21 protein-coding genes and 1 tRNA gene are annotated in these 22,004 nt (G+C 61.1%); 13 read left to right on the plus strand and 9 right to left on the minus strand.

The genetic code is table 11. The features are described from left to right. The first annotated feature begins 119 nt into the window (after positions 1 to 119). Positions 120 to 608: a hypothetical protein gene (locus tag LDO41_RS17615; protein ID WP_223990527.1), complete on the plus strand. Its 489-nt coding sequence runs from the start codon at positions 120 to 122 to the stop codon at positions 606 to 608. Next, positions 601 to 1,356 carry a hypothetical protein gene (locus LDO41_RS17620; RefSeq protein WP_223990529.1) on the plus strand — a complete coding sequence of 252 codons (756 nt, stop codon included), beginning with the start codon at positions 601 to 603 and terminating at the stop codon, positions 1,354 to 1,356. Before LDO41_RS17615 ends, LDO41_RS17620 begins: the two co-directional genes overlap by 8 nt. 260 nt (positions 1,357 to 1,616) lie before the next feature. Here LDO41_RS17620 and LDO41_RS17625 read toward each other — a convergent pair whose 3' ends face one another. Then, a complete protein-coding gene (locus LDO41_RS17625) occupies positions 1,617 to 2,060 on the minus strand; it encodes a hypothetical protein (protein ID WP_223990531.1) in 444 nt (147 codons plus the stop codon). A gap of 452 nt (positions 2,061 to 2,512) precedes the next feature. Between LDO41_RS17625 and LDO41_RS17630 the strand changes: the two genes are divergently transcribed. Continuing rightward, positions 2,513 to 2,833 carry a hypothetical protein gene (locus tag LDO41_RS17630; protein WP_223990533.1) on the plus strand — a complete coding sequence of 107 codons (321 nt, stop codon included), beginning with the start codon at positions 2,513 to 2,515 and terminating at the stop codon, positions 2,831 to 2,833. Between the two features lie 80 nt (positions 2,834 to 2,913). On the opposite strand, the gene LDO41_RS17635 is transcribed toward LDO41_RS17630, so the two are convergent. After that, positions 2,914 to 3,246 (minus strand): DMT family transporter, encoded by a 333-nt coding sequence (locus LDO41_RS17635; protein ID WP_223990535.1) that lies wholly within the window; start codon positions 3,244 to 3,246, stop codon positions 2,914 to 2,916. A 329-nt stretch (positions 3,247 to 3,575) separates the two neighbouring features. Here LDO41_RS17635 and LDO41_RS17640 point away from each other — a divergent pair, with 329 nt between their 5' ends. After that, positions 3,576 to 4,148 carry a hypothetical protein gene (locus LDO41_RS17640; protein WP_223990536.1) on the plus strand — a complete coding sequence of 191 codons (573 nt, stop codon included), beginning with the start codon at positions 3,576 to 3,578 and terminating at the stop codon, positions 4,146 to 4,148. Between the two features lie 28 nt (positions 4,149 to 4,176). On the opposite strand, the gene LDO41_RS17645 is transcribed toward LDO41_RS17640, so the two are convergent. Then, positions 4,177 to 5,100 carry an amino acid ABC transporter substrate-binding protein gene (locus tag LDO41_RS17645; protein WP_223990537.1) on the minus strand — a complete coding sequence of 308 codons (924 nt, stop codon included), beginning with the start codon at positions 5,098 to 5,100 and terminating at the stop codon, positions 4,177 to 4,179. A 92-nt stretch (positions 5,101 to 5,192) separates the two neighbouring features. Next, complete coding sequence (locus tag LDO41_RS17650; RefSeq protein ID WP_377741706.1) at positions 5,193 to 6,152, minus strand: amino acid ABC transporter substrate-binding protein; 960 nt, start codon at positions 6,150 to 6,152, stop codon at positions 5,193 to 5,195. A 556-nt stretch (positions 6,153 to 6,708) separates the two neighbouring features. Between LDO41_RS17650 and LDO41_RS17655 the strand changes: the two genes are divergently transcribed. Further along, a complete protein-coding gene (locus LDO41_RS17655) occupies positions 6,709 to 8,640 on the plus strand; it encodes an ATP-binding cassette domain-containing protein (protein ID WP_223990539.1) in 1,932 nt (643 codons plus the stop codon). A 10-nt stretch (positions 8,641 to 8,650) separates the two neighbouring features. Here LDO41_RS17655 and LDO41_RS17660 read toward each other — a convergent pair whose 3' ends face one another. Together LDO41_RS17660 and LDO41_RS17665 are read right to left on the minus strand one after the other, a co-directional pair. Beyond that, positions 8,651 to 8,797 (minus strand): hypothetical protein, encoded by a 147-nt coding sequence (locus LDO41_RS17660; RefSeq protein ID WP_223990541.1) that lies wholly within the window; start codon positions 8,795 to 8,797, stop codon positions 8,651 to 8,653. Between the two features lie 5 nt (positions 8,798 to 8,802). Beyond that, entirely contained in the window at positions 8,803 to 10,014 is a 1,212-nt protein-coding gene (locus LDO41_RS17665; protein ID WP_223990543.1) for an MFS transporter, read from the minus strand. A 243-nt stretch (positions 10,015 to 10,257) separates the two neighbouring features. On the opposite strand from LDO41_RS17665, the gene LDO41_RS17670 reads away from it, so the two are divergent. From LDO41_RS17670 to LDO41_RS17690, 5 genes are all read left to right on the plus strand, one after another. Next, the gene (locus tag LDO41_RS17670; RefSeq protein ID WP_223990545.1) at positions 10,258 to 12,249 is read left to right on the plus strand and encodes a DNA topoisomerase IV subunit B; all 1,992 of its coding nucleotides are present in this window, start codon (positions 10,258 to 10,260) and stop codon (positions 12,247 to 12,249) included. A 13-nt stretch (positions 12,250 to 12,262) separates the two neighbouring features. Next, positions 12,263 to 13,063 carry a lytic transglycosylase domain-containing protein gene (locus LDO41_RS17675; RefSeq protein WP_223990547.1) on the plus strand — a complete coding sequence of 267 codons (801 nt, stop codon included), beginning with the start codon at positions 12,263 to 12,265 and terminating at the stop codon, positions 13,061 to 13,063. 91 nt (positions 13,064 to 13,154) lie between these two features. Beyond that, positions 13,155 to 15,494 carry a DNA topoisomerase IV subunit A gene (gene parC / locus LDO41_RS17680; protein ID WP_223990549.1) on the plus strand — a complete coding sequence of 780 codons (2,340 nt, stop codon included), beginning with the start codon at positions 13,155 to 13,157 and terminating at the stop codon, positions 15,492 to 15,494. A 186-nt stretch (positions 15,495 to 15,680) separates the two neighbouring features. Further along, a complete protein-coding gene (locus LDO41_RS17685) occupies positions 15,681 to 16,259 on the plus strand; it encodes a chromate transporter (RefSeq protein ID WP_223990551.1) in 579 nt (192 codons plus the stop codon). Then, a complete protein-coding gene (locus LDO41_RS17690) occupies positions 16,256 to 16,786 on the plus strand; it encodes a chromate transporter (protein WP_223990553.1) in 531 nt (176 codons plus the stop codon). The genes LDO41_RS17685 and LDO41_RS17690 overlap by 4 nt, the downstream gene beginning before the upstream one ends. 89 nt (positions 16,787 to 16,875) lie before the next feature. On the opposite strand, the gene LDO41_RS17695 is transcribed toward LDO41_RS17690, so the two are convergent. The 3 genes from LDO41_RS17695 to LDO41_RS17705 form a co-directional block, all read right to left on the minus strand. Further along, the gene (locus tag LDO41_RS17695) at positions 16,876 to 17,604 is read right to left on the minus strand and encodes a DUF1120 domain-containing protein (protein WP_223990554.1); all 729 of its coding nucleotides are present in this window, start codon (positions 17,602 to 17,604) and stop codon (positions 16,876 to 16,878) included. A 174-nt stretch (positions 17,605 to 17,778) separates the two neighbouring features. Next, on the minus strand, positions 17,779 to 18,453 hold the full coding sequence (locus tag LDO41_RS17700) for a DUF1120 domain-containing protein (RefSeq protein WP_223990556.1): 675 nt from the start codon (positions 18,451 to 18,453) through the stop codon (positions 17,779 to 17,781). A gap of 225 nt (positions 18,454 to 18,678) precedes the next feature. Further along, positions 18,679 to 18,754 (minus strand) — tRNA-Thr (locus LDO41_RS17705). Positions 18,755 to 19,080: 326 nt separating this feature from the next. On the opposite strand from LDO41_RS17705, the gene LDO41_RS17710 reads away from it, so the two are divergent. From LDO41_RS17710 to LDO41_RS17720, 3 genes are all read left to right on the plus strand, one after another. Continuing rightward, the gene (locus LDO41_RS17710; protein ID WP_223990558.1) at positions 19,081 to 19,917 is read left to right on the plus strand and encodes an NAD-dependent epimerase/dehydratase family protein; all 837 of its coding nucleotides are present in this window, start codon (positions 19,081 to 19,083) and stop codon (positions 19,915 to 19,917) included. A 5-nt stretch (positions 19,918 to 19,922) separates the two neighbouring features. After that, positions 19,923 to 20,825 carry an SMP-30/gluconolactonase/LRE family protein gene (locus LDO41_RS17715; RefSeq protein WP_223990560.1) on the plus strand — a complete coding sequence of 301 codons (903 nt, stop codon included), beginning with the start codon at positions 19,923 to 19,925 and terminating at the stop codon, positions 20,823 to 20,825. Between the two features lie 98 nt (positions 20,826 to 20,923). Continuing rightward, the gene (locus LDO41_RS17720; protein ID WP_223991383.1) at positions 20,924 to 21,871 is read left to right on the plus strand and encodes a TRAP transporter substrate-binding protein; all 948 of its coding nucleotides are present in this window, start codon (positions 20,924 to 20,926) and stop codon (positions 21,869 to 21,871) included. Positions 21,872 to 22,004 lie beyond the last annotated feature (133 nt).

Raw genomic sequence — 22,004 nt, forward strand, 5'->3', positions numbered from 1 at the left:
CAGGACTCGACCAAGACTGATACGAAACCCTACAATCGACACCGCGCAACTCCCATCCCGCCGAATCGGTCACGATCCCGAAATCGGCGGTCACGTTCGCCGAAATACGCATCGAAGGCTTGACTGATATTGTGCGGGTAATGGCAAGACATTCGGTGGTGGAGCAAAAAACCGATGCCATACAGCAGGCTGCTTCGGTAACTCCGATAGTCCAAGATTCGGGAGTGATCGCAGCTCCGGTCGCTGCCGTAACAAATGCGTCCATCCAGCAGAAAGAATCTATCGATACGTATCCCACGGTCTATTCAGACATCAATGGAAAGTTGAAGATTGTCTCGAAAATTAAAGGCGATACGGTCCGAGTGAAGATGACCAACATTGCTCTGTTGTACTGCTACGGGGCGTATCTCATGGGTGACGATCAAGTTCCTTCGAAGAACATTCGGGATGCTTGTCAGGAGCATGGTCATCTAGATGAGGGGAATTTCGCGAAAATTTTCAACGATAAAACAGTCTTCTTGTCGGACGGCGTCAAAGGTGGTGCCAAACAAATCAAGCTGACTGTCGTTGGTCGTGAAAAGGCTAAGGAGTTGTTGGCTAATGGGTAAGCTTGCCGCTGAGGGGATCTTAACGACTGCTTTTCCAAAGGAGATCGTGACTCATATGCTTCAAGCGTATGACGAGGTCGCCCATAACTATAGGTTGGAGAAGTGGAAGACCAGTGAGTTAGACGCCGGTCATTTTGTTGAGTCGGTACGTCGTTTGATTGAGCAGCAGCTTTTTGGGCAATTTACACCGTTTTCCACGGCCATGGGCTCCTTCAATCAAGGTGTGCTCAACAAATACGAGGGGGCTCAAAGTGGGGGTGACGAGTTCAGAATACTCATCCCTCGGGTGCTTTACGCCATGTACTGCATCAGAAATAAGAGGGGAGTTGGGCATATTGGAATAATATCACCCAATAAACTTGACGCTTCTTTTATATTGAACTCGGCTAAATGGGTGTTGGCCGAACTGGTACGTCTCGCAGGAGGCAATGCGCCCGACGAGGCCTCTAGATTAGTTGATCAGATCCTTGAGCGGCAAGTGGACTTGATTTGGGACGATGGCGAAAGCTTCATGGTCCTCAATTCGAAATTGAGGGCTCCTCAGAAAGTCTTGCTTGTTCTGTATAAGCAAGATCGATTGGGGATCGAGTCTCTCAGGGAAAAGATTCAATATAGTAACAAATCTGCATTTAAGAAAATTGTGCAATCTCTGCAGAGATCCAAACACATCGACATTACGATTGATGGACTTTGTAAATTGTCTCCGTTAGGGGTTGCAGAAGCTGAGGCGATAATCGAAGGACATTGAATGTCTTGGTGGCGGGCTGTGCGATAGCGACCTTTTGAGATGCTGGTACTCATTTTCGGGTCTTGCGCACCTTTCCGGCTCTAGGTTGAAGATCGGCTTTAATTTTTGAACCGAAGATTTAAAGTACCCCCGGTGCGGCACAAGGGGCACTATCTTGAAAATTAGAGCTAAAGCCTTGCTGACGTTGTGTTGTTGGGCTCTCTCTCTGTGCGGTCCTCCAGCCCAACTGTGCGCCGAAGCCTTCGGTTCGGTGTGCCGTTTCAGGCGCGGGTAGCGGAACTTCTGACGATGTCCAAGTAGTAGCTGCGCGGATCATCTTCGTAAGATCTAAAGCCGCGTTGGGCGAGCCAAACACGCAGACGAGGATTCACCACCTCCTCGCATTCGATACGGCTGTATGAGAGTCCATCAACGCCGCAAACGAGATCGTTAATCATGGCCGTGAAGAACCCCCGCCCTCGGTTCTTCAGTTCGGATACGTGAATATTCGCCAAACATATGGTCGGTTGCCTTGGATGGCCATGATTTCGATTTTCCGGCGGCAATCCGATTCGCGTGTAGCACACGAAAAGCCTACTTTCGTACCACGAGGACATCCACTGCCACCGCGCGTCGTTCATTGCCTCCATTTCCAACTGACGGGCCCAATCAAAGAAAGCTTCGATGTGCTTCTTGTTTCGTTCTGCGTCATGATTCAAAGTCACGATCGCCTCCAACAGAAAACGGTCTCGATCTGCCATCGGTCCAAACAATCGGTCCTCAGGCTCCCCCATTGAGGGTGGGTGTCACAGATGGTCGGAAGGCGGCCTAAGGCGTACCACAAACAGGCCTCATGTAGTACCACATTTGCCTCGGTGCTAATTAGTGATCATCGTTGTGGCGACTCTGAAACCCGCATAAAATAAGGCCTTCAGCGTCATCACCCAACCTCGGTTCGAATCCCTAAATCCCTGTCGGCGGGACCATCACCTTCGTGGCATGACGACGTCATCGTTGGCTACCGACCCCGCGCCGATTCGCGCGTTACCGCACGTATTCCCCCGATTCCACACCCCGTGTTTGCGGCCGTCCATCTGACGACCGGCTATGATGTCGGCTTCACGCGCACGCGACGGTTGAGTCCGCGTCGTGCGTCTGACTGAATTTTTCGGCACCTATGCACCTACTGAAGACGATTCATCGCAGGCTGCCTGCACTCGCCGGCATGCTGGCCGCGCAGGCCATGGCGGTCGCGCCCGATCCCGGGCTGGCCGACACGTCGGGCTGCACGGCGATGCTCGACATCGTGCAGGAGAGCCTGCGCAGCGAGATCGAGGTCGTCTGCAATGAGCCCAACAAGGCCGGCTGCGAGGCCAAGAACGGGCAGATTCGCGTCATTCTCGACATCGTCGAGCATCGCCGCCAGCGCGGCGCCGACGAGTGCGACACCATCGCCCAGGTCAACCGCCTGCTGCGCACGCTGCCACCGCGCGGCTGATCCTGCGCCGCCCGTACCGCTTACGATCCCTCTGCACTACTGGCCGTTGGGCCGCCACCGTACGTCCGCCACGCCCCGCCTCAGTGCGAAAACTTCGAGAACAGCTGAATCACCGCCACCCCGGCAATAATCAGCCCGATCCCCAGGCAAGCCGCCAGATCCGGCACCTGCCGATATAGCACGGCGGCAATCAGCGTCACCAGCACAATGCCGGCCCCGCTCCAGATGGCATACGCCACCCCCACCGGCACGGTCTTCATCACCTGCATCAGCAGCCAGAACGCCGCCACATAGCCAGCGACCACCAGCACACTGGGCCACAAGCGCGTGAAATTTTCCGCAGCCTTGAGGCAGCTGGTAGCGATAACTTCGGCCACGATGGCCAGCGCTAGTAGTACACAACCGTTATTCATGGCGATAAAAGAGGCTAAAAAGACGCATGTAGGCCCTATTATGAGGGTCAGCCGCACCAACCCGGCGCAAAGTCCCCCCTGAAAGCCCGGAAACGTACGCCCGACAAGGGTTTTCGGCGTGCGGGTTACCCTCCCTTGCGGTGGTTGTGCCCCGCGTCGGAGGGGGGTTGAATGCCGGGTAGGCATTCACAGATCAAACGGCTCAACAAACACCCGGCCACGCATGCACGGGTGAGAGGCCGAAGTTAGTCGCGGCGGCACGCTCCGACCATACCGGCACCTATAAAAATCATGCCGGGGCGGGGCGACAGGAATTCAGGGGAGCGGGTATGCGGAACGATATCGATGCGGCCACAATCTGGCCGGCTTCGCGGGCCGTCGGCGTCCGAGTTGACGTCGATGGGAAGAGGGAGGACAGGGCAGCGGACCGGACAGCGGACAGGGTAGACACCGACGCGGCATGCGGCGATGGCATCTGGCAAAACACGATTGCCGCCGCCGATCACGCGCTCGAAGAAGCCAATCGCATCCAGCGTGGCGTTCAGCAAAATCTGAAGCTGATGCAGGAGATGCGCAACCTCCGCGAGGAACTGCGCAAGGCGCACGCAGAGGTAGACCGCTATCGCGGCATGCATGCGCGCGTAGTGGTCAGCATGCGGCAGATCGAAGAAGAGCGCGATGCCGAACTCGCGCGGCTGCAGGCCGACAACGAGATGCTGCTGGTGCGGCATCGCGTCTACAAGCTGCTGGCCGAGCATTACGCCACCGCGGCCTTGGGGTTCGACGCCAAGGTCTTCACCGAGCACCGCGACCGCGTGCTCGAGCACGTGCTGTTCCAACGCCGCAAGGGCACGCCGGTGACGCGCATCACGCGCGCCGATATCTCGTTCCTGCTGCTATAGCCGTATAGCCGGCAGCCAGACTGTCACCTCAGTCCGCGACCTTGTCCGAGGGGAATCGGAACGACTCCATCAACAGATACCCCATCGGAATGTCGAGCGTGACGTTGCGCGGCGGAATGGGCGACAGAAACCACTTGCGATACAGCTGCTGTGTTTCCCCCTCGTGGATCGATGCGACCATCGCGCGATCCACCAGCTTCTTGAACTCCGGGTCGCCCTTGGGCAGCATCAGCGAATACGGCTCGATGGCCAGCATCGAACCGCGTACCGCATAACGGTGACGATCGCCGCCAGCGGCGGCAAGCCCGGCGAGTTGCACGTTGTCGGCAGCCACAGCATTGACGCGATCCGCATCCAGCAGTGACAGCGCCTGGTTGACCTCAGGCGCCTCTACGATGTCGACGCCGATCGCATGGGTCACCGGCAGACTCCGCACGGCTGCGAGGGTAGTGGTGCCCGCAGCCAGTGCAACAGGCTTGCCGCGCAGGTCTTTCCAGTCATTGATGCCAGAGTTCGCCTTGACGAGCATGCGCGTACCCGCGATGAAATGCGGGATCGTGAAGGCCACCTGCTCGCGGCGTTGGCGCGTATTGGTCGTCGTGCCGCATTCCAGGTGAGCGAGTCCGCCCGCAATGGCATTTATGCGTGTGGTTGGGGTGACGGGCACCCATGTGACCCGCAGCGTGGGGACCGCCAGGGCCGTGCGGATTGCCGCCACCACGCGCATGCACAGATCGATCGAATAGCCCGCGGGCTTGCCATTGACGACATACGAGAACGGCACTGCCGATTCGCGGTACGCCAGCCGGACGGTTCCGGCCTGCCGAATCTGCTGTAGCACCGTGCTTGCCACAGCGGGTGCGTCGGCGTCCGGCGCCGTCGATTTCGCAGGTGCCGCTTGTGCGCTCCAGCACATCACGGCAAAGAAGCCGAGGGGATACCAACGGGTCATCGACGCTCCAGACAATGGAAGTTCGGAGCGATTCTTCCATGGCCGCGCGCCGTGACACAACTGTCTCGGAGAAACAGCGACGAAGCGACCCGCTAGTCGGCCACCTTGTCGCTCGGGAACTTGAACGAGTCGCGCAGCAGATAGCTCATCGGAATATCAAGCGTGATGCCATTCGGCGGAATCGCCGTCAGGAACCACTTGCGGTAGAGCCTCTGTGTTTCCTGATCGTAGATCGCGTTGATCATGGCCTTGTCCACGAGCTTCTTGAACTCGACATCGTGCTTCGACAACATGATCGCGTAGGGCTCGATCGTCAGCAGATCTCCCGTGACCGTGTATTGCGCGGGCGCCTTCGCATTGGCACGCAAACCATACAACAGCACGTCGTCCATCACGAACGCATCGGCCCGTCCAGACTCGACCATCGCAAACGCTTCCGCATGGTCCTTCGCTTCTACGATCTTCCAGCCGAGCGCGCCGGATTCATTCATCTTGCGCACCTGCACCAGCGGCGTGGTACCCGTGGTGGAGACCACCGTCTTGCCGCGCAGATCTGCCCACTTGTGAATGCCGCCGTCGGTCTTGACGATCATGCGGCTACCGGCGATGTAATGCGGGATCGTGAACGCCACGACTTCGCGGCGGTCACGGTTGTTCGTCGTCGAGCCACACTCGAGATCAGCCTTGCCCTCGACGATCGCGGGAATGCGGCTGGCCGGCGTCACCGGCACAAACTCGACGCGCAACTGCGGCTGCTTGAGCGCGGTACGCAGCGACTCGGCAATGCGCAGGCAGAGGTCCACCGCATAGCCCATGGGCTTGCCATCGGCGACAAACGAGAATGGCACCGAGCTTTCGCGATGGGCAATCCGCACCGCGCCAGTCACCAGGATGCGTTGCACGACCGAGTTGCCGGGAGGCACGTTGGGCGAGGCAGCGTGCGCGGGCGCAAGCAGTGCCATCGGCAGCGACGCGGCAACAGAGAGAAACAGCGCGGAGAGTCCGCGGCGCGCGCATGCAGGCAACCGGCGCGGCAAGGCCAATGTGTTCATGGATTATTCACCCGTCCGAATAAAGTGAAACAACAAGTGGAACGGCAAGTTGATGCTGGCCACATACGGCCGGATAGTTCCGGCTCTGTTTTGCTGCGTCGTGCTGGTGCTACCTGCTGCGGGTTGCTGCGGGGGATAAAGCGAAAAAACGATGTTGCGGCGAGAGGCTGTCGCTGACCAGGGCGACAGGCTCGAATTGTTCCATGCCGGGGCACTGTGACACAACCGTCGCAAATGAAACGTGCACCGAGGCGTGCCGAGCATGCAACGGTCGGCGCCGGTTCCGGTTGACGGGGGCTTTCCCTTAAGGAGTTGTCCGACTTATTCGCCGGCGCGGCGCTCGGTATCCTTCAGTTGTGCCTTGCGAGCAGGGCACCGAGGAGAGACTCTTGGGCCCGTCATCGAACGGGCCTTTTCTTTTCCCGCACGGCTTTTGCGCAAGGCCGAATGTAAGGCCGAATGTCAGGCCGAATGCAAGGCCGAATGTAAGGCATTTGCTGGCCGCCACCCGCGCTCGTCTACAATCCGGGCCACGCTGTACGCACCGTCAAAATCCATGGCCCTGTTTTCCATTTCCGATGCCCAACTCGCGTTCGGGCACGTCGCGCTGCTCGACCACACCGATTTCTCGCTGGAAGCCGGTGAACGCGTTGGCCTGATCGGCCGCAACGGCAGCGGTAAATCGTCGCTGCTGAAGATCGTCGCCGGGATGTCCGCGCCCGACGATGGGCTGATCGCCCGCCAGAGTGGCATTACCACTGCATATGTGCCTCAAGAGCCTCAATTCGAGCCCGGCGTGACCGTGTTCGAAGCTGTGGCGCTCGGCATGGGTGCCGCGCATTCATTGCTGGTGCGCTACGAAGCCGTGGTGACCAGGCTGGAAGCGCAGCAGGACGAGGCCACGCTGGCTGAACTGCACCGCCTGCAATCCGAACTCGACGCCGCCGATGCGTGGCAACTGCGCACGCGGGTGGAAAGCACGCTTGCTCGCCTTGATCTCGATGCCCACACCCGCGTTGATGCGCTGTCAGGCGGCTTGCAGAAGCGCGTCGCGCTGGCGCAGGGGCTGGTGGCGGAACCTGACATCCTGTTGCTCGACGAGCCGACCAACCACCTCGATGTGACTGCTATCCGCTGGCTCGAGGACCTGTTGCTCGGCTTCCGTGGCAGCGTGCTGCTGATTACCCACGATCGCGCATTCCTCGACCGCGTGGCCACGCGCATCGTCGAACTCGATCGCGGACGCCTGGTGTCGTTCCCCGGCAACTTCGCCGCCTATCAGACGCGCAAGGCCGACCTGCTGGCGGCGGAAGCGGTGGAGCAGGCCAAGTTCGACAAGCTGCTGGCGCAGGAAGAAGTGTGGATTCGCAAGGGCGTGGAAGCGCGCCGCACGCGCAGCGTGGCGCGGATCCAGCGACTGGTGACCATGCGTACCGAACGCGCGGCGCGCCGCGAGGTGCAGGGCAACGTCAAGCTCGAGGTGTCGCAGGCGGATCGCTCGGGCAAGATCGTGGCCGAACTGACCGACGTCTCCAAGGGCTATGGCGACAAGACGGTGGTGCGCGACTTTACCGGCACCATCATGCGCGGCGACAAGGTTGGCCTGATTGGTCCCAACGGCGCGGGCAAGACCACGCTGCTGCGGCTGATCCTCGGTGAACTCGCACCGGATAGCGGCACCGTTCGCAACGGCAGCAATCTGCAGGTGGCGTACTTCGATCAGATGCGCACGCAGCTGGATCTCGAACGCTCGCTGGCCGATACCATCAGTCCCGGCAGCGACTGGGTCGAGGTCAATGGCCAGCGCAAGCACGTGATGAGCTACCTCGGCGATTTCCTGTTCGCACCGGAACGCGCGCGTTCGCCGGTGCGGTCGCTTTCGGGTGGCGAGCGTAATCGTCTGCTGCTGGCACGTTTGTTTGCGCGGCCGGCCAATGTGCTGGTGCTCGACGAACCGACCAACGACCTCGATATCGACACGCTCGAACTGCTGGAGGAACTGCTGCAGGACTACAGCGGCACGGTCTTCCTCGTTTCGCACGATCGCGCGTTTCTGGACAACGTGGTCATGTCGACGATCGCGGCCGAGGGCGATGGCTTCTGGCGCGAGTCAGTAGGTGGCTATTCGGACTGGGAAGCGCAGAGCGCGCGCGCCGCGGCGCTGCAGTCCGCCGCGCGCCAGGCAGAGCAGAAGCTCGCCGAGCCGGTCAAGAGTCAGGCCACGCGCGAGTCGCGCGGCGCCAACCGGACCGTCAAGCTTTCGTACAAGGAACAGCGCGAACTCGATGGTCTGCCCGAGCGCATTGCCGCGCTCGAGGAAGAGCAGAAGACCATCAGTACGCAGCTCGCCGACGGCGCGCTCTACGCATCGGACGCGGCGCGCGCCACGCAACTGGCCACGCGGCACGACGAGATCGAGATGGAACTGCTCGAAGCGCTGGAGCGCTGGGAAGTACTGGAAGCCAAGAACCGCGGCGAAGCGACCTGACGTTAATCGCCTATCCGCACCAAGCCAAAACCATATTGGTCAGATCGACCATAAACGCTGGCCGCAGATAGGCGAGAAAACCCATCGTCAGCACCGCGGCCAGCGCCGTCAGCCCCAGGCCGCGTAGCCAGCGCTCACGTCCGGTATCCGTAGTCATGACATTCACACCGGAATCGGTTGCGGCCGCTCAAGCGCTTGCTCACGAATCGGCAGATTCACCGCCGCGGCCAGCACGCCAAGCGCGATCGCGATCATCCAGACGGTGTTGTAGTTACCGGTCTTGTCGAACAGAAACCCACCCAGCCACGCGCCAAGGAAGCTGCCGATCTGGTGCGAGAAAAACACCACCCCCGACAGCATCGACAGGTACTTGACCCCAAACACCTGTGCGATGATGCCGTTGGTCAACGGCACCGTGGACAGCCACAAGAAGCCCATCAGCGCGGCAAACACCCACGTGCTCGCCGCTGTCAGCGGCAGCAGCAGATACCCCGCGATCACGAACGACCGCGCGATGTAGATAAACGACAGCAGATAGCGCTTGGGCAGGCGCTGCCCCATCGCGCCCGCGGTGTAGGTACCGAACACGTTGAACAACCCGATCAGCGCCAACGCCACGGTAGCAATCTTGGGATCGACGAAACCTTGTTCCTTCAGGTACGGCGCCAGATGCACGCCAATAAAGACCACCTGAAACCCGCATACGAAGTAACCAAGCGTCAGCAGCTGGAAGTTGCGGTTGCCAAACGCCTCGCGTGTGGCTTCCGCAATGGTCTGGTGATGACCGCCGGTGCTGGCCGCCATCTTCGGCTCACGCAGCGAGAAAGCGAGCGGCAACATCAGGCAGGCCATCGCGGCCATCACGAACAGCGCGTTCTGCCAGCCAGTGGTCGAAATCAACGTCTGCTCGACCGGAATCATCAGAAATTGGCCAAATGAGCCCGCCGCGGCGGCAATGCCCATCGCCCACACGCGCTTCTCGGGGCTGGCAATGCGGCCAATCACGCCATACACCACGCTGTACGTGGTGCCCGCCTGCGCAATGCCGATCATGATGCCGGCGCCCGAGGCAAACGCGGTGCCGGAAGTGGCCATCGCCATCACGATCAGCCCGCCCACATACAGCACCACGCCTACCAGCATCACACGCAACGCGCCAAACTTGTCGGCCAGCGCGCCCGCAAACGGCTGGGTCACGCCCCACATCAGGTTCTGCAGCGCCAGCGCGAACGCAAAGGTTTCACGATTCCAGCCATGGGTCTGCGTAATCGGCAGATTAAAAAGGCCAAAACCATGCCGGATGCCCATCGATAGCGTGACGAGCAGGCCGCCGCACACCAATACCGTGGTCAGTGAGAGTTTTCTTTCGGTCATGTCGTGGCTCGCCGTCTCTATTGTTTTGAATGTTCTGTGCGCGCCGAGGGTGCGGCCATGGCGCTGTATAGACCGGAAGAAGTGTACTCCCGCACGATCGTTCGCGGAAAGTGACACCCGAAGTGACGCCAACTCCAGATGCTCTTGAACCGATTGCCCTCGCGGCCATCTATTACAATGCTGCGCATTCCTGCCGCAGCGACGGCCACACCCAATTACTCGAGCGACTCCCGTAGCGACGCCATGGCGAGCAAAACCAGTCAGTACAGCGAATCTTCCATCCGGGTCCTGAAGGGCCTGGAGCCGGTCAAGCAACGGCCCGGCATGTACACCCGTACCGACAACCCCCTGCATATCGTGCAGGAGGTCATCGACAACGCCTCCGACGAAGCGCTCGGCGGCCACGGCACCGAGATCCACGTGACCCTGCACAAGGATGGCAGCGTCAGCGTGGAGGACGACGGCCGCGGCATTCCCGTGGGCATTCACCCCGAAGAGGGCGTGCCCGTGGTCGAGATCGTGTTCACCCGCCTGCATGCGGGCGGCAAGTTCGACAAGGGCAAGGGAGGCGCCTATGCGTTCTCGGGCGGCCTGCACGGCGTGGGCGTGTCCGTGACCAATGCGTTGGCCACCCAGCTCGACGTCGAGGTGTGGCGCGACGGCAGCCATTCCACGCTGACGTTCTCCGGTGGCGATGTCACCAAGGCGCTGCAGACGCGCAAGCTCGAGCGCGGCGAGAAAAAGAACGGCACGCGCGTACAGGTGTGGCCCGACGCCAAATATTTCGATAGCGCGACCATTCCGCAGGCGGAGCTGCAACGCCTGCTGCGTAGCAAGGCCGTGCTGTTGCCGGGCGTCAAGGTGACGCTGGTCATCGAGAAGACCGGCGAATCGCAGACGTGGCAATACGATCAGGGCCTCAAGGGCTATCTGGTGGAAGCACTGGCACAAGGTAGCGGCGCTGAACTCGTGATCCCGATGTTCGAGGGCGAGCATTTCGCCGATCCGGACGCCAATCCCGGCGAAGAAGGCTTTGCCGATGGCGAAGGCGCTTCGTGGGTGGTGGCATGGACCGACGAAGGCGCGCCCGTGCGCGAGTCCTACGTCAACCTGATTCCGACGCCTGCCGGCGGCACGCACGAATCCGGTCTGCGCGAAGGCCTGTTCCAGGCGGTGAAGAGTTTTATCGAGATGCACGCGCTGCAGCCCAAGGGCGTCAAGCTGATGAGCGAAGACGTGTTCGCGCGCGCTTCGTTCGTGCTGTCCGCCAAGGTGCTGGACCCGCAGTTCCAGGGCCAGATCAAGGAGCGCCTGAACAGCCGCGATGCGGTGCGCCTCGTCTCCACATTCAGCAAGCCCGCATTGGAGCTCTGGCTCAACCATCACGTCGATTACGGCAAGAAGCTCGCCGAGCTCGTGATTCGCCAGGCGCAGGCACGCACGCGTGCGGCGCAAAAGGTCGAGAAGAAGAAGGGCTCCGGCGTGGCCGTGCTGCCCGGCAAGCTGACCGATTGCGAGTCGACCGATATCACGCGCAACGAACTGTTCCTGGTCGAGGGCGACTCTGCCGGTGGCTCGGCCAAGATGGGCCGCGACAAGGAATTCCAGGCCATCCTGCCGCTGCGCGGCAAGGTGCTCAACACGTGGGAGACCGAACGCGATCGCCTGTTCGCCAACAACGAGGTGCACGACATCGCGGTGGCGATTGGCGTAGACCCGCATGGCGCGACTGACGAACCCGATCTGTCGAACCTGCGCTACGGCAAGATCTGCATCCTGTCCGATGCGGACGTGGACGGCGCGCATATTCAGGTGCTGCTGCTGACGCTGTTCTTCCGGCATTTCCCGAAGCTCATCGACAACGGCAATGTGTGCGTGGCCCGCCCGCCGCTGTTCCGCGTGGATGCACCCGCGCGCGGCAAGAAGCCCGCGCAGAAGCTCTATGCGCTGGACGAGGGCGAACTCGAAGCGATTCAGGACAAGCTGCTCAAGGACGGCGTCAAGGAAGGCGCATGGCAGATCTCGCGCTTCAAGGGCCTCGGTGAGATGAGCGCCGAGCAGCTGTGGGAAACGACGATGAACCCCGATACGCGCCGGCTGCTGCCGGTGGCGCTCGGCGAATTCGACCTGCCGCAGACCGTGACCATGATGAACATGCTCATGGGCAAGGGCGAGGCATCGCAACGCCGCTCGTGGCTCGAAGAAAAGGGCAACGAGGTCGAGGCGGACATCTAAGGAGACAATGCGCATGGCGAACGGCTCGATCACAACGAAACGTCGACTGGCGGCATCCGTGCTCGCCATCGCCGCGTTGTGCGCGACGTCCGCCGCGCGAGCCGAACTGTACGGCTACGTCGATGGCGACGGCGTCGCGCATTTCTCCGACCAGAAGCTCGACGAACGCTACAAGCTGTTTATGAAGGACGGTGGATCGCTCGACACCGCCAACCTGTCTCGCCCGGGGCTTCGTACCGCCTTGCCCCGGCCGGTCGGTGGCGACCCCGAGGCGAACAAGCTGTACCGCTATGTGCTCAACCACCCGAACCTCAAGGTGGTCGATCCGATGATCGAGCAGATTGCGCTCGCGCAGAACGTCGATCCCGCGCTGGTCAAGGCGGTCATGGCGGTGGAGTCCGGCTTCAATCCAACGGCGGTGTCGCCGAAGGGCGCGATTGGCCTGATGCAGGTGATTCCCGACACGGGCGCGCGCTTTGGCGTCAATGCCGACAAGCGGCGCACGGTCGAGCAGAAGCTGACCGACCCGCGTATGAACATCTCCGCTGGCGTGCGCTATCTAAGCTGGCTCATGCAGTTGTTCCCGAACAATCTGGAACTGGTGCTCGCCGCGTATAACGCGGGCGAGGGCGCGGTGCAGCGCTACAACAACCAGATTCCGCCTTTCCCGGAGACGCGGCAGTACGTGAGTACCGTTCTGGCGTTTTATCAGCTGTATCAGCCTGCCGCCGGCCCGTCGGTGATCCGCACAAGTAGCGGCGAAGGGCCGTCCCGCGTCAGGGTGGTGCTCGGCGGACGCCGCAACATGCCCTAATTTCGGCGATTAAACCCGTCCACTCATTTAGAATCCTGAGCTGACCGGAACTCCGTTCAGCCACGGCGCTCGTGCCGTCTGCCTGCCTACCATGGACGACCAACAAGACATTACGTACCAACCCGATGAGCCGGCCGATTCGCTGACGCTCGCCCGCTACGCGGAACGCGCCTACCTCGACTACGCCGTCAGCGTGGTCAAGGGCCGCGCGCTGCCCGAGGTGACCGACGGCCAGAAGCCCGTGCAACGCCGCATCCTGTTCGCGATGCAGCAGATGGGCCTGCGTGCCGACTCCAAGCCCGTGAAGTCCGCGCGCGTGGTCGGTGAGGTCCTCGGTAAATACCATCCGCACGGTGACCAGTCCGCGTACGACGCGCTGGTGCGTCTGGCGCAGGACTTCTCGCTGCGCTATCCGCTGATCGACGGCCAGGGCAACTTCGGCTCGCGCGATGGCGATGGCGCCGCGGCGATGCGATACACCGAAGCGCGCCTGACGCCGATTGCGCGACTGCTGCTCGACGAGATTGACCTGGGCACGGTGGAGTTCGTCCCGAACTACGACGGCTCCGAGATCGAGCCGAAGGTGCTGCCCGCGCGGTTGCCGATGGTGCTGCTCAATGGCGCGTCCGGTATTGCAGTGGGCATGGCCACCGAGATTCCGCCGCACAATCTGCGCGAAGTCGCCGCGGCGACCGTGGCGATGATCCGCAATCCGAATATCACGCTGGCCGAGTTGCTGACGCTGATGCCGGGTCCGGACTATCCGGGCGGTGGCCAGATCATCTCGCCGGCTTCGGATATCGCGCAGATCTACGAAGGCGGCCGCGGCAGCCTGAAGGTACGCGCGCGCTGGAACATCGAAGAGATGGCGCGCGGACAGTGGCAGATGGTGGTGAATGAACTGCCGCCGAACACGTCGGCGCAGAAGGTGCTCGAGGAAATCGAGGAAATCACCAACCCGAAGATTCGCGCAGGCAAGAAGGCGCTGTCGACCGAGCAGACCCAGCTCAAGACCACGATGCTGAGCGTGCTCGACGCGGTGCGCGACGAGTCCGGCAAGGATGCGCCGGTGCGTCTGGTGTTTGAGCCCAAGAGCAAGAACGTCGAACAGCAGGAATTTATCCAGACGCTGCTTGCGCATACGAGCCTGGAGTCGGGAGCGCCGATCAACCTCGTGATGATCGGCAAGGATGGCCGGCCGCGTCAGAAGGGTTTGGCCGAGATTCTGCGCGAATGGATCGCGTTCCGCTTCGAGACGGTGACCAAGCGCACGCGCTTCCAGCTCACCAAGGTCGAAGACCGCATCCATATCCTCGAAGGCCGGATGCTGGTGCTGCTGAAGATCGACGAGGTGATTCGCATCATCCGCGAGAGCGATGAACCGAAACCCGCGCTGATCGAGGCATTCAATCTGTCCGATCGTCAAGCCGAGGACATTCTTGAAATCCGCCTGCGTCAATTGGCGCGACTCGAAGCGATTCGCATCGAGCAGGAGCTCAAGAAGCTGCGCGACGAACAGGCTGAGCTTGATGTACTGCTGAAGTCCGAGACCATGATGCGCCGTCGCATCATCAAGGAGATCGAGCAGGACGCCAAGCAGTTCAGCCCGGAAGACAAGGATCCGCGTCGCACGCTGATTCACGAAGAGCGCCGCGCCGCTGCCGAGGTTCGCGTGATCGACGAGCCGGTGACGGTGGTGGTATCGGGCAAGGGCTGGGTGCGTACGCGTCAGGGCCATGGCCACGATTCGCAGCAGTTCACGTTCAAGGCGGGCGATACGCTGTATGCGACGTTCGAATGCCGCACGATCGATACGCTGCTGGTCTTCGGCACCAACGGTCGCGTCTACTCGGTCGCGGTCAACGGCCTGCCGGGTGGTCGCGGTGATGGTGTGCCACTGACCACGCTGATCGAGCTTGCCCCGGGTACGCAGATCGCCCACACGTTCGCGGGCAACGCGGAACAACGCATGCTGATGGCCGCGTCGAACGGCAACGGTTTCCTGACCAAGGTTGGCGACATGACGAGCCGACAGAAGGGCGGCAAATCGTTCGTCACGCTCGAAGACGGCGACGTGCTGCTGAAGCCCGAACCCCTCGCCGACGACGCCACGCATGCGGCGTGCGTCTCCGCCAACGGCCGCCTGCTGCTGGTAGCGTTCGAAGAGATCAAGGTCCTCTCTGCCGGCGGCCGCGGCGTAATGCTGATGGAGCTGGAAGACAAGGAACTGTTGCTCCAGGCCATCGCCGTCGGCGCTCCGGGCCTGATCGTCTCAGGCACCGGCCAACGCGGCGGCAAGATGCCCCCGCAGACGCTGAAGGGCAAAACGCTGCTGCCGTTTGTCGGTAAGCGCGCCCGCAAGGGCAAGGCGGTGGAAGCAAAGCTGAAGGATGTACGCATCGAAGCAGTACGGCCAGAACCGACGGTTTGAAGTTGATTTGCTCCCCTCTCCCTTGAGGGAGAGGGGCTGGGGGAGAGGGTGAAAGGTTAATTAACCCATTGTTGTCTCCCCTCTCCCTCGGGGAGAGGGGCCGGGGGTGAGGGCCCACGCATCAAGCTCACCCAACAAAACAAGATGCACCATAGGCTTCATCAAAAGCCAACGAGACACGACGCCATGCCCCCGATCACGCCCACCGAGCCAGATCTGGCTCCGCCCCCCAACGCCCGCACACTGTTCTTCGAATTCGCCCGCATGGGGCTCACCGGCTTTGGCGGCGTCCTCCCCTTCGTAAGACGCGCGGTAGTCGAGCGCAACCGCTGGCTCAACGACAAAGACTTCGTAGAGGTACTAAGCGTAGGCCAGGTACTCCCAGGCCCCAACGTCATCAATGTCTCGCTAATGCTAGGCCTCAGATTCGCTGGCCTACGCGGGGCAGTAGCAGCCTTCACAGGCCTCGTGCTGGTGCCAATGGTGGTGGTACTGAGCGTAATGGTTCTATACCAACACTACCAAGACGTCGAAGCTGTCCGCCGCATGCTCACAGGCATGACCGCTGTTTCAGCAGGCCTCATTCTCTCCACCGGCTGCAAGCTAGCCCAAAGCCAACCTAGAACAATCCGAGCGCTGCTGATCGGCGCCGCAGCATTCGTGACCATTGGCCTGCTACACCTGCCACTGGTCCCCGTCATGGCCGTACTGGTGCCCATTGCGCTGTACCTCGAACACCGCGCCATCAACAAGGAGGCCGCATGAGCACGCCCGAGATCCTCCGCAGCCTGCTAGGCCATTTCGGCATGCTGTCACTACTATCGATCGGTGGCGGCGCAACAACCATCCCCGACATGCACCGGTATCTAGTCGAAGCCAACGGCTGGATGACCGACCAGCAGTTCTCGGCGCTCTACGCGATCTCCCAGGCTTCCCCGGGCCCCAATGTGCTATTCGTAGCCCTATTCGGCTGGCAGGTAGCCGGCCCCCAAGGCACGTTCGCCGCCATGACCGGCATGGTCGGCCCCTCAAGCATCATCGCCCTGGGCTTCGAATACTTCGCCGGCCGCGCCCCCCACGCCCGCTGGCCCAACCTGATCAAGAAAGGCCTATCAGCCCTGACCATCGGCCTCCTGATGTCCACCGGCTGGCTACTGGCCGCGAGCGTAGACCACAGTTGGACGGCGATTGCGGTGACGTTGCTGACGGTATGGCTGATGCTGAAGACGAAGGTGCATCCGCTGGCGCTGGTGGCACTGGGAGCGGGGGCGGGGTTGTTGGGGCTGGTATAGGTCTCGCGAGCCGGGTGCTGGAATGCAAGTGGCCCGCCTGAGCAGGCGGGCCACTTGGTCATGCTGCGTGAACCAGTGCTAGCTGACGATTACAGATACGTCAGCGTAATGGTCGCCGAGCCGTTGATGGCGACGTCCTGGGTCAGTGCGGGCAGTTCGCCGGTCTTGGCGATGGCCGCTTCGACCTTGAACGGTTGCGTGGCAGTCATGAATGCGACGGGAGCGATGGTACCGGTCGTTGCCCACGACATGCCTTGATAGCCATGGGTGTTGACGGCGATGGCGGACGTATAGCCCGCCCAGGTCTTGCCTTGGTCGAAAGAGGCGATCATGCCCACGTTCTTGCCGTCAGCGACGGCTGGCGTCTGGTCCATGGTGATGACGTATGCGCCGATATTCTTGCCACCGACGTTGCCCAGACCGAAATAGGCCTTCGAGGCGTTAGACAGAGCCGCGCCGGCGTTTGCGTTCGCACTGCCTGCGCTATTGTCACCCGTGGTCCACATCACTCGGGTTGCGGACTGGCAGGTGACGGAGAAGGACGAATTCTTGGCGGCCAGTTTGGTCGGTGCCGTATCGCTGAGTGTGTTGGCGGCAATCGTCCCGAGGTCGATCACGCCGCCACCCGAGAAGGTAACGTCGCAGGCGGCAGGCTTGATCGTGCCGGTGACCGTCAGGTTGGCGGAGCCGGCGGCGAAGGCTGCGCTGGAAGCGGCGGCAAACAGGATGGAAGCGAGGGCGGTATTACGAATAGTGGTGTTCATGATATTTCGATGTATCTCAGAGTTTAAAAAGCAGTGTTCGCGCTGGAACGGCATGAAGTCTGCTCGTTGGACGGCTACCTCTGAATCGTAAAAATACTAAAAATGGAAACTGCCCAATAGTTCGTAAAACGACTATGAAATAGGGTGATAAGCAGCGAACATTGTGTCGTCTGTGTATCGTGGCGAGCGGGTGATGTGCCTGTTCTGTCCGGATGTGTGCGATGACTGTTACAAATACTTGATCTCAAAGGTCACCAAACCGTCGAGATGGATGTCCTGAGTGAGGGGCGGCAAGTCCGTTGCCTTGCCGATGGCGAAGTCGAGTTGCCATTGCTGGGTGATGGTCTTGAATGCGCCTGGCGCGGAGGCTGGGCCGCTCGACCAGCCGTGTCCGCGGGTGGCGGGTTGGCTCCAGTCCACTTGCTGGGTCTGATTCCATAAATTTCCGCCATCGGTGGTGTAGAGCGTCGTCGCTACCTGCCCGTCGACCGTCGCGAGTGTCTGCGCGTTGCGCTGGATGGTGTATGCGCCAATATTCTTGCCATCTGCCTTGCCCGCGCCATACCAGACGTAATCCAACGGATAGATCGCGCTTCCTGCCGCGTCGTTGGCCGTTCCCTGGCGACCGTCGATCATGCTCAGTACGAGTTTGGTGGGCGCGTTGCAGTGGATGGTCATCGTGAACAGTTTCGACGCCATGCGAGTTGCGGAGGTTTGGCTGAGTGCCGGGGCATGGATGGTGCCGAAGTCGATAAGGGCGTTATCGGACAATGCTATCGAGCAGGCGGAGGGCTTGATGCTGCCCTTGATCGTCAGGTCGGCGTTGTCCGCGGCGAAGGCGGCGCTCAGGATGGCGGCGAGGGGGAGTGTGGCGAGGGCGGTATTGCGGATAATGAGTTTCATGTGATTCGGCGTGGCTTGTGATGTTCGAGTTGAGACGGCGCAAGTGTTTGCGCAGGCTCGTGATTTCGGAATCGCAAGAAGCCTTAAATCGGTGAAACGGTTGGCGAGTTCGTAGAACTACGAGGCGGAGGAAAACAAGCGGGAGAAAAACAAAAAACCCGCGAAGCTTGCGCTAAGCGGGTTTCTAAATGGCATCTGATGTGCCTGGTACTGCTGAATTCTTTATGGTGCCGAAGAGAGGAATCGAACCCCCGACCTTCTCATTACGAATGAGCTGCTCTACCGACTGAGCTACTTCGGCCCACACCGATGGATTTGCGTCGCATCGGATAAGAGACCGCGATAATAGCAGCGGCTTTGCGTTTTGTGAAGCCCCCGAGCCATTTTTTCTATGCCGCGGAGAACGCTCAATGGCCTGTCATCCCGCTGACACAGTCCTAGGACGTCATACCTTTTCATGATCGCACGATCCCGTGTATATGGCGCCAACGCCGCGCGCCACATGTATGTCTGCAAGAGAAAACGTCTAGGGAATACACCGATGAGAACCACATTGACCGGTTAGAGACGCAGGTTTAGATTGCTCACACGTTGTATGACGACAGATCAATAACACACGTAATAAACATGTCTCTTGCATCGAAAGACCCGCTCGACGGCGTCACCGCGCGTTGCCATCGCATTCTGATGACGGGCGCCGCGGGCAACCTCGGCAAGGTCCTGCGCGACCGGCTCAAGCGTTATGCCGATGTGGTCCGGCTCTCGGACATCGCGGACCTCGGCACCGCGCACGCGCAGGAAGAACTCGTGACGTGCAATCTTGCCGATCCGCAGGCCGTGCATGCACTGGTCGAAGGTGTCGATGCGATCGTGCATCTCGGCGGAGTGTCGGTGGAGCGGCCGTTCGAGGAAATCCTGCCGGCCAATATTCAAGGCACGTACAACATCTATGAAGCCGCGCGTCGCCATGGCGTGAAGCGCGTGGTGTTCGCCAGCTCGAACCACGTCATCGGGTTCTACAAGCAGGGCGATATGCTCGACTCGGACACCGTGCCGCGTCCCGATGGCTACTACGGCATCAGCAAGGCGTTCGGCGAGCAGATGGCGAGCTTCTATTTCGATCGCTACGGTATCGAGACCGTGAGCCTGCGCATCGGCTCGTCGTTCCCGGAAGCGAAGGATCGTCGCATGTTGATCACGTGGCTAGGTTATGACGACCTCGAGCAGCTGATCAAGCGCTCGATATTTGTGCCCGATGTGGGCAACCTTATCGTCTATGGGGCTTCGGCCAATCGCGATCGCTGGTGGGATAACGGCAAGGCTGAGCGTCTTGGTTTCAAGCCCGTCGAGAGCTCCGAGCAGTTCCGCGCCAAGGTCGAATCGGTGCCGCCGTTGCCTGCGGACGATCCCGCTGGCTGGTATCAGGGCGGGGCATTCGTCAAGGCTGGTCCGTTCGGAGACTGAGCGCCATGAACGCGGTGGCGGCCACGATGGGGATCGAACGGATCGGCAATATGCGTTGCGGCGTCGGCGAGAGCCCGGTGTGGCATGGCGGCGAACGCGCGCTGTACTGGACCGATATTCCGAATCGCACGCTGTGGCGGTGGGATCCGTCGAGCGGGCAGTCGAGCTCGTGGCAACTGCCCGAGATGGCAGGCTGCATGGCCATGGCGGCCGATGGTGGATGGCTGCTGGCGATGGAGAGCGGACTGTTTCGCTCGACGGCGTTCGTACCCGGCATGGTTGCGCCGTTGCTGAGGCGCGTGGCCAAGGTCACGCATGCGCGTGAAGGCATGCGTTTCAACGATGGGCGTTGCGATCGGCAGGGGCGGTTCTGGGCCGGCACGATGGTGATGGACATGTCGCGGGCAGCCGACGATGGCCAGCTTTATCGCTATGACTTCAGCGATGGCGTGACACCAGTGCTGTCGTCGCTGATCACGCCCAACGGTCTCGCGTTCAGTCCCGATGGCCGCACGATGTATCTGTCCGATTCCCATCCCACGCGGCAGCTTGTGTGGGCGTTCAACTACGACATCGACACGGGCACACCGTCGAACCAGCGCGTGTTTGTCGATATGACGGCGTTGCCGGGTCGGCCTGATGGCGCCGCCGTTGACGCTGAAGGCTGCTACTGGATCTGCGGCAACGATGCCGGGCAGATTCATCGCTTTACGCCGGCAGGCAAGCTCGATCGCAGCATCGCCGTGCCCGTCGCCAAGCCCGCCATGTGCGCGTTTGGCGGAGAGAAACTCGACACGCTGTATGTCACCTCGATTCGCACCAGCGATGCCGAGGACCCCATGTCCGGTGCTGTCTTTGCGTTGCAGCCGGGCGTGCAGGGCCTGCCGGAGCCCATGCTGAAAGACTGATCCAAACCATCACCATCATCGCGTCATAACTAGAAACGGAGACACCGATGCTTTTCAACCGCTCGTTCCAACGCGCGTGCGTCACGCTTGCCGCCGCCATGCTGCCGCTGCTGGCGGCGCCCGTCGCAACCGTCGCACACGCCGCCGACTTCCGCTCGGCCGATATCCACCCAGAAGACTATCCGACCGTGCTCGCGGTGCGCCATATGGGCGAATTGCTCAAGCAGCGCACCAACGGCCGGCTGTCGATCAAGGTGTACGCGCAGGGCTCGCTCGGCAGCGAGAAGGATGCAATCGAGCAGACCAAGATCGGCGCACTGCAACTGGTGCGCGTGAACGCCGCGGCGATGAACAACATCTGCGAAGCGACCATCGTGCCGACCATGCCGTTCCTGTTCCGCTCGACGGACCATATGCGTCATGTGCTCGATGGCCCGGTCGGTGACGACATCCTGAAGTCGTGCGAGAAAAACGGCTTTATCGGCCTGGCGTGGTACGACAGCGGCTCGCGCTCGCTGTACACCACCAAGCGTCCGATCCGCACGCTGGCCGATGCCAAGGGCATGAAGATTCGTGTGCAGCAGTCCGACCTATGGGTGTCGCTGATGGAAGCGATGCACGCCAATGCCACGCCGATGCCGTGGGGCGAGGTGTACACGGGCCTGAAGACGGGCCTCGTCGATGGCGCCGAGAACAACTGGCCCAGCTATGAAAGCTCGCGCCAGTTCGAGGTGGCCAAGTACTACTCGATGACCGAGCACTCGATGGCGCCCGAGATGCTGCTGTTCTCCAAGCTCGCGTGGGATCGCCTGCCGGCGGCGGATCAGCAGATCGTGCGTCAGGCCGCGAAGGACTCGGTGCCGTATATGCGCAAGCTGTGGGACGAGCGTGAGGAGAAGTCACGCAAGATCGTCGAGGCTGCGGGCGTGCAGATCATCCAGGTGGACAAGGCCTCGTTCCAGGCCGCGATGAAGCCGGTGTACGACCGCTTTATCACGAGCCCGCAGATGAAGGACTACGTGCGCCGCGCGCAGGAAACGAAGTAACGGCGGGCAGGGGAGACCATGATGTCGTCATCGTCCACCCCGGCCAGCGCGGAGGTATCCAATGAGGTATCCAATGAGGTATCTCCCGCGCTGCCGGAAGAGAAACTAAACGCGGCACCGAACCTTTACACGC

The sequence above is a fragment of the Cupriavidus pampae genome, assembly GCF_914271485.1.
Taxonomy (GTDB): Bacteria; Pseudomonadota; Gammaproteobacteria; order Burkholderiales; family Burkholderiaceae; genus Cupriavidus; species Cupriavidus pampae.